The organism is Calothrix sp. UHCC 0171, from assembly GCF_034931845.1.
Lineage (GTDB): Bacteria > Cyanobacteriota > Cyanobacteriia > Cyanobacteriales > Nostocaceae > Brunnivagina.
Genome location: NZ_JAYGHN010000009.1, coordinates 1 through 12,901, shown reverse-complemented (window position 1 = coordinate 12,901; position 12,901 = coordinate 1). Strand labels below are relative to the sequence as shown.

The 12,901-nt window shown below is 40.4% G+C and carries 7 protein-coding genes; 3 read left to right on the top strand and 4 right to left on the bottom strand.

All coding sequences use genetic code 11. From position 1 onward, the window contains the following. Positions 1-30: 30 nt before the first annotated feature. Complete coding sequence (locus VB733_RS09195; protein ID WP_323339782.1) at positions 31-813, bottom strand: tryptophan-rich sensory protein; 783 nt, start codon at positions 811-813, stop codon at positions 31-33. Between the two features lie 384 nt (positions 814-1,197). Between VB733_RS09195 and VB733_RS09190 the strand changes: the two genes are divergently transcribed. The 3 genes from VB733_RS09190 to VB733_RS09180 all read left to right on the top strand — a co-directional run bounded on the left by VB733_RS09190 (position 1,198) and on the right by VB733_RS09180 (position 7,877). Then, positions 1,198-1,824, top strand: a complete 627-nt coding sequence (locus VB733_RS09190; RefSeq protein WP_323339781.1) for a PAP/fibrillin family protein — start codon at positions 1,198-1,200, stop codon at positions 1,822-1,824. A gap of 54 nt (positions 1,825-1,878) precedes the next feature. After that, complete coding sequence (locus VB733_RS09185; protein WP_323339780.1) at positions 1,879-6,867, top strand: eIF2A-related protein; 4,989 nt, start codon at positions 1,879-1,881, stop codon at positions 6,865-6,867. Positions 6,868-7,010: 143 nt separating this feature from the next. Next, positions 7,011-7,877 (top strand): glycosyltransferase family 2 protein, encoded by an 867-nt coding sequence (locus VB733_RS09180; RefSeq protein ID WP_323339779.1) that lies wholly within the window; start codon positions 7,011-7,013, stop codon positions 7,875-7,877. On the opposite strand, the gene VB733_RS09175 is transcribed toward VB733_RS09180, so the two are convergent. The 3 genes from VB733_RS09175 to VB733_RS09165 form a co-directional block, all read right to left on the bottom strand. Continuing rightward, positions 7,874-10,606 carry a pentapeptide repeat-containing protein gene (locus VB733_RS09175; RefSeq protein ID WP_323339778.1) on the bottom strand — a complete coding sequence of 911 codons (2,733 nt, stop codon included), beginning with the start codon at positions 10,604-10,606 and terminating at the stop codon, positions 7,874-7,876. The two genes, VB733_RS09180 and VB733_RS09175, sit on opposite strands and share 4 nt — an antisense overlap. A 102-nt stretch (positions 10,607-10,708) precedes the next feature. Next, positions 10,709-11,959 (bottom strand): DUF1822 family protein, encoded by a 1,251-nt coding sequence (locus VB733_RS09170; protein ID WP_323339777.1) that lies wholly within the window; start codon positions 11,957-11,959, stop codon positions 10,709-10,711. Between the two features lie 93 nt (positions 11,960-12,052). After that, entirely contained in the window at positions 12,053-12,667 is a 615-nt protein-coding gene (locus VB733_RS09165; RefSeq protein ID WP_323339776.1) for a sigma-70 family RNA polymerase sigma factor, read from the bottom strand. Between the last annotated feature and the right edge of the window lie 234 nt (positions 12,668-12,901).

The following is a 12,901-nucleotide window of genomic DNA, read 5'->3' as shown; positions in this document are numbered from 1 at the left end:
TATGTATCTGCAATTGCTGGTATCCCAACCTCAAACAGAATCACCAACAGTTTGCTGGAAAGATTGAGTCAGAATCACAGCAGCCAGAATAATTGTACAGACGATCGCAGCAACAAATAAAGGTATATTATTAGAATGCTTAACTGCGATCGCAATTAATGCCCACACAGTTACCCAAGTATATGCTGTGTCTTGGCAGCGAAAAGTCATCAGGAATCCGACTATACTGGCAACTACCACCATCACAATTGCCCATACAGTTGCCCCATTATTCCAACCCAGAGAATACAGCCCACAAGCAACATTCACAATTGTGGCAACACTAATCCAACCCAGATAAATACTGATAGGGATTTTGGCAAACCATCTAAATTGACGGGAAGTGGGATTTTCTGGTTTTCTTAATTGCAGAAATGCGGCAATTAAAGATAATAAAATTAACAACATTGCCACAATTGAAAATACAAACATCCGCGCCAAGAACAAATAAACCCACACAATTTGCGCTACACAAGCAACAATTAAGAAAATGCCAGACTTACGTAAACTTAAATTACCCCTTTGTCTCGGCAAAAGCTGGAATATACCATAGGCAAATAAACCTAGATAAATTAAACCCCAAATCGCAAAGGCATAATTAGCAGGAATAATTAACACATCTTTAAATAGAGTATTAGAAATTTCCCCAATATTCGCCCCACCCCAAGGAAAAATATTAGACCAAACATTCACCACAAAAGCCGCAATAATAGCAATCAGAGTTGCTAATTGTGAAAGAAAACTTTGGTTGAATCCAGAATTCGATTGTTGCATAATTAGTTAAGCAATTTTCATCGTTAACTCTTTAATTTTAACGCAATTATTTTTCTCACTTCTGGACGATAATTTCACTCAAATTTCAGAAGTATCTTCGCGCCTAGTACAGTACGGCGGAAATGAAGCAACCATTCTAAAATGACAAAAAGCTTCTGAAATAAGCTTTATTCCTTCTGCCTTCTTACTTCTTACTTCTTACTTCTGCCTTCTGCTTTCTGCCTTCTTACTTCTTACTTCACGCCTAGGTTCACATTTACAAATCAAACAGGATTCCTATATTCCTATTTTAGTTTAGAGATAACGGCTGATTTCGTTTTCGCTAAACAGACTGATATATTATCTAAACAAGAAGCTAACAACAGGAAATAGGAAATATTACCCTTGAACAATCGACTTTTTTTGAAGGAAAAATTGCAAACCTTATTGGAGACAACTCAAAGGTTTAGTGATGGCTCACCCATCACGAATTTAAAGCTAGATAAAGCATTAGCGGCAGAAATCGAGCAACTGACAGAGGAGCTTGAAGGAGTCAACCCCAATCTCTACCCCCTACTTTATGCCCCGACTCTCCTCCAAGGCACTTGGCAACTACAATATTCTACAGCCAGAGAAATTCGCGCCTTAGATTCCCTACCCTTCGGATTCAAAGTAGGTCAAGTTTATCAGGCAATTGATATTGCCAACAAGTCCTTTTTCAATTTAGCCTTTGTCAAACACCCCTTGGGAATAATATCAGGATACGTCAAAGTGACAGCCAGCTTTGAAATCGCCAAAGAAAATTCATCACCTCTACCAGACAAACGTCTCAACGTCTATTTTGATAAACGCTATCTCTCAATTGACAAAATTATTGGCATCAAAACACCTCAACTCAACCCCTTTAAAGTAGTAGCCGCCAATAACCCCCAAGGGAGAATTCCTACCCTCGACATCACTTACATAGATGAAAACTTCCGCATTGGGCGTGGAGGAGATGGAAGTTTATTTATTCTCAGTAAAGCTGCATAAAATCACCAACACCTATCTATAAAATACCATTATCTATGTAGTCCCTGACAACCAATGCCCCGCGCAGTCACCAGAAACAAACAACAAAAACAACAGACAACAACCTCAACACTGTGGCTGCTACTAATTGGTGTCAATCAATACCAAGATAAAAAACTTCCTAGTCTGCAATATCCCGCATTAGATTGCCAAGGGTTAAGTGAAGCTCTCAATATTGCCACCCAGCAATTTCCGCAAACTGAAGTATTAAATTATAACGACTTTACGAGTGAATTACCAACAATAGACAAAGTTCGTACCAGCATCGTCGAAATTACCACCGCCGCCAAACCAGAAGACACCATCCTATTTTACTTCTCCGGACATGGAATCCTGCAAACCCAACAACCATACCTCTGTCTGCGAGATACTCAAATAGACGACTTAAGCAACACCTCCCTACCATTACCAGAATTACTCCAACTTCTCAGCCACAGCCAAGCACATCAGCAATTAGTCTGGTTAGATGCATGTCATAGCGGTGGGATGACGCTACGAGGTGCATTAAATCCCACACAACAAATCGTGCAAGTATTACAAAACGCCGCCGCCACCAGTAAAGGGTTTTATGCCCTACTTTCCTGCGACAGCAACCAACAATCCTGGGAATTTCCCGAACTCGGACATGGTGTGTTTACATACTACTTAATGCAGGGATTACGGGGGGAAGCCGCCGATAACCAAGGGGTGATTACAGCAGATGGACTCTACAGATATGTTTACCATCAAACCCTACAATATATTGATAAAACCAATCAGCAGTTACGGTTGATTAATCAGCAGCGTCGCGGCAAAGGAGATGATAATTTATTTAGCGAATATCCTTTGCAAACACCAAAACGGATTGTTGAAGGAATTGGAGAAGTTATTTTAGGGAATATTTCCCCCACCACAGAAATTACTTCCTCCCGCATCGCCTTAGTAATTGATGGAACAACAAATAATCAAGATACCCTGACTTTGAGTAAAGTATTTCGCGGTACATGTGGATTTGAACTGGAATATTTGCGTTATGCTGATATTAAGAATTTGCGCGATCGCATCCAAGCATGTTTACAATTTGAGAATGAGGCAGCCACAGCGCTACTATATTTGCGTTTGCGGTTAGCTGAAACCCCAACAGGAGAATTTGCAGCAGTTATTGGCGATGATATTTGGTTGAGTCGCGATTGGTTGAGACAACAGTTACGGCGTACCAAAGTTTCCCAGCAAGTGATTATTTTGGATTGTCAGGCTGTCGAGAAATTAGATATCCAGGAATGGATTGAAGATTTACAAATTAATAGTGAAACAGGCACCTGTATAATTGCAGCTATCGCCCCCCCAAATGCACCCGAATTATTTGTCAAAGCCCTTACCGAAACCCTCCAAGCCGCTTCACAACCAGTCGGATTATCGGCAGCAGGTTGGATTACCCAATTACAAATTAATTTAGCGGGTAGATTACCATTACATGTGTGGCTTTCCGGTACCCAGGGAGTGATTGAAATTATCCCCACAACCACCGGAGGGCAATCTCGCAAAACCCCCACCCTCGATTTAGGCATATGTCCCTATTTAGGATTAAAGGCATTTACTGAAGGTGATGCCCAATATTTTTATGGGAGGGAAGAACTAACACAGAATTTAATTAACCATATTAGCACGCGATCGCATCTGGCGATTGTTGGCGCTTCCGGGAGTGGCAAATCATCAATAGTGCAAGCGGGATTAATTTCTCAGTTGCGTTTGGGGAAACAATTACCGGGTAGTGAGAAATGGTTGATGACAACTATACGCCCCGGTGTACATCCTTTGGAAGTTTTAGCCAGGAAATTGGAACAGAAAAATCAGCACCTCATTTTGGAAGGATTACTCTACGAAGGAGTCGAAGGTTTCGTCTACTGGTTGCGAAGTCGTCCCGAACCAATGGTAATGTTAGTTATAGACCAATTTGAAGAACTTTTTACCCTGACGGCAGAGGAAGAAAGGCAGCGTTTTCTGGAATTGCTTTTGGGGGCATTGCGGTATGCAGCAGATAAATTCAAATTAGTGATTACCCTCCGCGCCGACTTTATTGCCCCCTGTTTAGAAAATTCCGCCCTAGCCAACCTCTTACAAACCTCCAGCATTTTAATTCCCCCCCATCTACATCCAGATGATTATCGTCATGTCATCATTCAACCAGCTGAACAAGTTGGTTTACAAGTAGAGTCGGGTTTAGTAGAGGTATTGTTACAAGAATTGAATCATTCCGCAGGTGATTTACCCTTGTTGGAATTTGTTCTTGAACAACTTTGGGAATTACGGGAAGATGGGGAATTAACTTTACTCTCCTATCAACAACATTTGGGTGGTATTGCCGGGGCATTGGAAAAAAGAGCCGAAGCAGTATATGGGAACTTAGATGCCGCCGCCCAAGAATGTGCCCAGTGGATTTTTCTCTCCCTCACCCAACTAGGAGAAGGAACCGAAGATACTCGCCGACGGATTTTTAAGTCAGATTTGGCGGTGAAGAAATATTCTCCTGCTGTAGTTGAGAGGACATTACAAGCATTAACTGCCGCAAAATTAATTGTCATGAATTTGGAAGAAGAATATCCAGGTATTGGCAAAGGTACAGAAACAGGACATATTACCACTACTCATTCCCAGATTACCATTGAAGTCGCCCACGAAATATTAATTCGTCATTGGTCAACATTACGCTGGTGGTTAGAGGAAAATAGGAGTAGACTGCGATCGCAGCGTCAAATTGAACAGGCAGCATCCTTATGGAAGCAGCACCACCAGCAAACTGATTTTTTGCTACAGGGTGTACGTTTGGGGGAAGCTGAGGAGATATATGTCAAATACACAGATGAGTTATCGAGCGATATTCAAGAGTTTATCGCCGCTTGTTTAGATGAACGTCTGCGGCAAGCAAATGAGCAGAAGCAGCGTTTGCGGCAAACCCAAACTGCCCTAGCGATAATTAGTGTTTTGGGTGTGACAGCCACAGGTTTTGGTGGATTTGCCTATTTACAGAATCGCACCGCCCAAATTCGCGAAATTACCGCTTTGAATGCATCGGCGACAGCATTTTTAACTGCCAATCAGCAGTTGGAAGGATTAATTGCCGGAATTAAAGCCGGAAAGCAATTACAAAAAGTCTGGGCACCAAGTCAGGATATCCAAATCGCTACCGCCGCCACCCTCCAACAAGCACTCTCCCAAACTCAAGAAATTAATCGTCTACAAGCACATACCGATAAGGTAAATGCAGTTAGCATTAGTCCAGATAGTCAGTTAATTGCTTCCGCTAGCGATGATGGGACTGTGAAAATCTGGAGTCGGCAAGGGAAATTAATCACTAATTTCAAGAATCATCAGGATAGGGTGACATCTGTCGTTTTTAGTGCAGATGGTAAATTCATCGCCTCTGGGAGCGGAGATAAAACTATCAATTTATATACAATTACTGGGAAATTAATGCATACATTTTCCGGACATAAAGACTTCATCACCAGTTTAGCCTTTAGTCGCGATCGCCGCATCCTCATTTCCGGTAGTCGTGACAAAACCATTAAGTTATGGCGAATGGATGGTAGTTCAATTAGAACCATTAATGCCCATGCAGGTTGGGTGAATACAGTTGCATTTAGTCCCGATAGTAGATTTATGGCATCGGCAGGTGAAGATAAAATTCTGAAAATTTGGGATATCGATGGCAAATTAATTCAAACTTTTCCCAGAAATCAAGAAAGAATTACCAAAATCATATTTACCCCCGATGGAGAAAAAATTATTGCCGCCAGTCAAAATTCAAAAATTACAATTTGGAACCTACAAGGGAATGAATTACACAGCTTTAATAGTGGACAAGTAAATAACATCAACCTCAGTCAAGATGGGAAACACTTAGTCTCGGCAAATACAGATGGCACAATCAAAATTTGGAACTTGGATGGTAGTTTAATCTCCACATATCACAGCCCCAATCTCCAAATTAGCGACATTGCCATTAGTAACGACAGTCAAATTATTGTCTCCAGTAGCGACGATAAAATCGTGAGAATTTGGGATTTTCCCAAGCCCAAAAAACAAAACCAAGCAATTTACAGCCTTGATTTCCACCCCCAAAATAACGAATTTATTGCCGCCGGTTGGGAAGGGAAAGTAACCACTTGGCACAACAATCAACCCCAAAACTCATTCACAGCCCACCACAACATTATCTCCACCGTCAAATTTAGTCATGACGGCAAAATTATCGCCACAGGCAGCGCCGATAAAACAGTGAAACTATGGAATGCCCAAACCCATCAATTACTACTCACCCTCACAGGACATACCAATAGAATCACAAGTATCAGTTTTAGCCCCGACAATCATTTTCTCGCCTCTGCAAGCAGCGATAAAACAGTGAAAATCTGGCGAATTCGTGATGGGAAATTAATGAATACCCTCAGTGGGAATACAGACGAAATTACCAGTCTTAGTATTAGTAAAGACAGCAAATATATTGCCACAAGCAGCGCCGATAATCAACTCAAAATCTGGCACTTCCCCAATGGTAACTTATTCAAAACCCTCCCAGGACACGAAAATATAATTGCCGCGATCGCATTTTCCCCTGATAATCAAACTATCGCCTCTGCTAGTTGGGATAACACTATTAAAATCTGGCAAGTTAGCGATGGTAGATTAATTCATACCCTCACCGGGCATAGCAATGGAGTCACAAGTTTAAGTTTCACCCCCGACAGCCAAATTCTCGCATCAGGGAGCGCAGACAACACCATCAAACTCTGGAATCCCAAGGATGGAAGTTTAATTAAAACCCTCACCGGATACCCTAGTCAAGTTAATACCATCACCTTTAGTTCCAATGCCAAAACCTTAGTTAGTGGTAGTGAGGCAGATGGAGTTAGTCAGTGGCATCTGGATTTAAATAGTTTAATTCCCCAAAGCTGTATAAAAATACAGAATTATCTTCAGAATAACCGAGATATTAAACAAAACGACAAAAATATTTGCACATAACTGCATATATGTTACAAATTCCTATCTAAGTGTTGAATATTTCTGAAAGATTTAACATTTATTCTTATTTATGGTTGTTTTAATTACTGTATATTCGGAATATTCCCAGATAATAGATAGGTTCAATTTTCAAATCCAAGATAATGATTTTAATTAGTATTATTGTTCCCTGTTACAATGCCTCAGATACTATTGATACACAACTTACAGCACTAGCCAAACAAGAATGTAGAGAACCTTGGGAAATAATTATTGTCGATAATGGTTCCACAGATAATACAGTAGAAATTGTCCAAAAATATCAACAACAAATTCCCAACCTGCGTGTCATTTCTGCTACAGAAAAACGTGGAAGTGCATATGCTCGTAATCTGGGAGTAAGTATTGCTCAAGGTGAATTTATTGCCTTTTGTGACGCAGATGATGAAGTTGCACCAGGATGGGTAGCTGCCATGGTAAAGGCGCTTTCGCAAGATGACTTTGTAACTGGGCAACGTGAATATCATAAATTAAACGAACCTTGGCTAGTAAATAGCTGTCGCTATGCAGATGGAAATCAAGGAATCATAGAAGATGCTTATTTGCCCTATGCAGCTAGTTCTAATCTTGGAGTCAAACGTTGCATACACGAAGCTGTGGGTGGTTTTGATGAAGAGATTCTATTCATGTCTGATGTTGATTACTGTTGGAGAATCCAAAAATTAGGGATTCAATTAAATTACGCACCAGATGCGCTGATTCATTTTCGTTATCGAGCAACTATTAAGGATTTATACAAAAGATATTGGAATTTTGGCTACCATAATATTTTCTTACATCAGAAACATCAAAAACTAGGAATGCCAAAGTTGATTAAGTGGAATAATTTTGTCAAAGATGCTGTCATACTCACCATTAGATTTGTGGTGAAAGTTCGTAACCAAGAAACTCTCGCCAAGTGGTTAATGGATTTTGCCTTCTTTGCAGGGCATTTACAGGGTTGTATTAAATATAGATATTTGCCAATTTAATCTCTAAGTTGCCAATTTTCCCAGCTTGGCGGCATTGCTGCGGGATTTTGGAAAATTACAGGTAGCCAAGTAGCACAGGGAAATTCATTTTCCAAACCCTGCAATTTTTCCCTGGCTTCTCTCACTGATTGATATAGGGTGCTCCCATTGGCGAAAGTAGTCAAGAAGCTTTTTAAGAATTCCTGTGCAACTTTATCAGGTACAGGTTCCCGCATAACTATCATTTGGGGTATATGTAGTTCAATTAAATTTACACCCAAACCTAATCCATCACAGGAGTTGAAAATCGCTAGCTGTAAGCCCGATTGGATTGCCTTTTTGAGGGCATTTTTTAGTTGTGCAATCGTCAATGTCTCAGTTTGATTAATATAAATTTTGCCTAATTCTGCTTGACTCTGGGTATAACTATGTCCCGCAAAGAATAGTATATCCCAAAATTGCGATCGCAATTCATCATTGAGTTGTTGGCGTTGTGGCTCGACTAAAAATTTAATTTCGGTATTTGGTAATGTTTCTAAGATTTTTTTGTCTTTGCTAACATCAATTCCTGTACTATTACCAATAATTGCTAAAATTTGAATTTTTCTATCTGCTGAGGGTAGGGATTGCGATTCTACACGGTTATATGTAGTTGTTCCTAAAGCTAATTCTGCACCATGGTAATTATCAAAAAAGTTCCACAATTGAAATGGCAATCTGCGTAAATAATGGTCTTCAGTTTGTAAAATCACTCGAATAATATCAGTAGGATTGAGTTGAGCCAGCAACTTTTCTTTTACTAATCGAAACCCCTCAGAACTATCCAACCAAACATTGAAAGATTGCTTTAATTGGTTCGCTAAATTTTCACATTCTTCGACAAAATTATGTCGGCTCACATTAGTAATTTGAGTATCAGGAATATCCAACCTTGAATTAGTTTGTAAACTTCCATAATAGGCAGATTGCCATTGACTATAAAGTAAAATTAACTCAGATGCAGGTGGTAAATTTCCTGTACATTCAGCAAAGGGACTTTCACCTTCCACAGCTAGTTGTAGAGTAATTATAAAACCAGAATTTAAATCACCTTGAAATTTTAAAATAACTAACTTATTTACTACTGGCAACTCCTTTCTTACAGGTGCAAACATTTGTAGCAACTGCTTTAACTCAGCTTGATGCTGCCTATACAAAGCAATCTGTTCATTTTTACCTTGCAATTCCGCTTCATATTTTGCCTCCATATAGCGTTGAGTGAAATCAGCATGAATCTTCGCTTTATCCACCTCTCCACTGAATTTTTCAGTAACTTCACCCTTGACAACAACAACAGCATCACCCTTATTCTCAATTCCTCGAATACCAAGCTGCATAGTTTGATTTTCAACCTGCACATGATTGAGTGCTGTATATAAAGCCTGTAAATCTAAACCATCACGAAAAATTAAATCAACCGTATTTATCGCCACTTGAAATAACTTTGTAAACTCCCCAGGCGCAAATACCCCACTACTCGGACGACGCTCCCCCTGATTATTTAATAAATAAACATAATCACAAATAACTGCATTTAATTCCGTCGTACTATCAATATTCCAAGCTTGTACACAAGCACCAGTCAACTTCACCTGTTGAAAATTAGCTTTAATTGCCTGCGCCTGAGTAAAATTTGCACCTTCCAACCATGCACCCACAAAAGTTGCTTCACTCACATCTGCATTTGTAAAATCTGCATAATTTAAATCAGCATCAACTAGATTTGCACCTTTGAGATTACAGTGAATATATGCTTTCCCATTCCCACGCTTCGTCACCAATAAATTGCGGACTATAGGATTAAATAAAATCGTCTGGTTTAACCTAGCAAAATCCAACTTCTCTGCTAAATGAAAATTAGTATGCCTCAAGATAGAATCACGAAAATCAACATGCTTTAACCTTGCTTGCTGAAAACTCACATTCGTCAAATTCGCATTTCTAAAACTAGTTCCACCCACAGAAGCCAAATAAATCCCCAATCCCCGAATAAAAGCAAACTTCACCTCATCAGAAAATACCTGCTGCGTCAAATAAATAGCTAATAAAGTACCAATAACTACCGTGATTATCCCCACATTCAGAGCAACCACTTTACTCGTAATTATCCCACCCAACCAAACCCCAAAAACACCACCACTACCCACCGCCAATAAAGCAGCAAAGAAACCGAAACTGCGCGTTAAAGTCACCATCATCACAAACGCCACAGCCATAACCAACGCCAGAGCAATCCCCACAGCAACCAAAACCCCAGCCACAGAACCAGCGATGACACCATCGATCGCCATTATAGCCGCCATTGCGATCGCGATCGCACCCACTACTGCCGCCGCACCCAAAGCCACTTCCAATGCCTGATGCACAATCAACACACAAAAAACAACTAGTGTAATGAGTGCAATCCCACCAGCCAGCAAAGTAAACTTTAACCCCTCCCTCACGGCAAAAAAAATAAAATCAGTGGCAATAATTCCCGAAAAAGCAGCCGCAAATCCACAAATTGCCGATAAACTCAAAGCCAAGCAAGATAACAAAAACAATTGATAGTTTTGCAACCCAGCCTGCGCTTGATGAAAATTTGCCCCAATCAGTGTAGTATCGCTAAAATTAGTCCCCCGAATATCTGCATGACTAAAATTAGCACCAGCAAGATTCACACCCCGAAATGAACGACCTCGAAGGTCTTTGCCTGTAAAATTTAAAGACACGACTTCGTAATTATTTCATCATCATTAATTATGCACCCCCGCATCACACTCTGAACATATCGAACTGGATGTGCCAATACAATACCCCCCAAGGGTACTCTTCTAAATCATAAAATCCTCAATAATCTCCGCTCCACCCAAACTAATTCTCACACTAAACCTTTCCCCGGCTTCACCACTAAATTTCAGTTGAATATATACATCAGCTAATCTTGCCGTCACCACTCTTAGCATTTCCCCAGATTCATCCAGTAGCGATAATTGCAAATCAGGAGGTAAATATATCTCCCTTCCCAGTGGATAAACTTGCAGCAACACCCCAAATTTCCGCCCCAATTTCGGAACTAGCGCCACCGCTAAAGCTACCCCCTCACCAGCTATATGCATTCCCCAATCAATTAATTTGACACGTCGCACACCCACGGCAACATTCCCAGGATCAATTTGCCATAAACTTTCCACCCCTGTCCACAAAGTTTCATCATCTTGGGTTGTTTGCAACAGCTCAATTAAAGCTTGAATGGCATCACCGTTATTTGTACTCCCAGCCGCAACTTCACCCAAACGCTTGGCAAGTTTACGTAGTTGATATTCCTCCCTTTCTACCGACATTTGTTGAATGATAGTAGTAATTTCCCCACTATCTGAGCATGAAGAGTCTTGATTGTTACCACCACGAACCGCGATCGCTAATTGAGGTCTCTGTATAAAATTTTGCCAGTCACTCTCAAAAATATTCTCTAACCAATTAGTGAGCATAATTCGAGATTGCTTTTTTGCACCCAACTCTTGCTGGAGAGTCACTATATCAGTCAATAAATCTTCAGTAAAATGAATGCGATCGCGGTATTTTTGATCATGGTGATAAATATTCATGGGAATATGGAAAATATCCGTAAAATCTAACTCTTGCTGACAAAAAGCACTCTTATACGTGCTAGATAGCTCCTGGTTATTTTCACTGACATCCATCAAATAATGATACAATTCCAACGATAAACGTTGACCCACAGCCGTCAACAAATTACAAACAAACATTTCCGCAACTAACCAAGTTTCCGCCAAAAAATCCTGCTCTAAACCCGATAACTCCCTAGAAATAAGTATATTTACATGACTAGAATAATTAATTTCCGCAGACAATAACATCACCGTGACAATCTGACAATCATCAAGCTCAGTAATAATAATTACATATCGAGGAGAAGAATAACCTTGGATAAAACTGCGCGCCACATCCGAATACAAAACCTCATAATCGGTAATATCTAAATCAATCGGAACTTGTGGAACTCGCCTAATTTCCCAAATTTCACCCGGCTGAGGTTTAACATTACCAGTTTGAATACGCATAATTACTTATTTCCAGAAAATTAGAGATGAGAATCGCCAATTTGGCTTTACTCTAGTAATGTTAACGAGCGATTGTCTCTGCTTATTCCCATATCACCATTGAGTTTTTGTCCGCTTTTGCACTTTTTGACGTTCTTGAATCGGTAGCAAACCCAACTCGCGAGCAACACGGATAATTAACTCCCGACGACGTTTAGAAACCTCAGGTTGAGTAATTCCCATCTCCTGGGCAATTGTTGCCTGCTTCTTACCTTGAATTTGCCCTTGCCAAATGTGCAGATAGCCCCGCTCCGGATAACGCTGGTGGAGAGAATCAATCACATTCATCACATGTAGCATCAAATCTGCACGCTCCACAGCATCAAACAAATTCAACTCATCAGGAATAGTTTCCAATACAGATAAATCAGTTCCTGGTACAATTTGGTCTAAACTACTGCACTGACGACGAATCTCCCGTCGCACAAAATCAATTATCTCATACCGCGCCACCACAGTCGCCCAACGGTAAAATTCCTCAGTGCCCCCATGGCGAAATCTTCCAGCCTTGATAGCCTCCAAAACTTTAATAAAGGCAGTTTGCAGTGCATCCTCCCAAATGACTGAAGTCCCCTGCGTATACTTCCGAGCAATCCTTTCGATAATACAACGATGTTTGCGATCGAGTAGCAGAGACTCCTGGGAATCTGCCGATGGTTTGGATAACATCAGGATGCGTCCCCCCTATAAGATAGAGTTTGATTGTTATGCGGGCGCGATTTTCCTGTTTCCTTAAGTTTTAATTAACAGAATAATCGCTCACTACAATATAATGATTGCAACTAATGCCACTACATCAATTGGCACTTCAATCATCTACGTATTTGCTAGATTTGAGCTTTTTAATGTGCTAACACTAAGCAGCCAGATTTTAAAGTGGCACTTCATTAAAACTAGACAGAA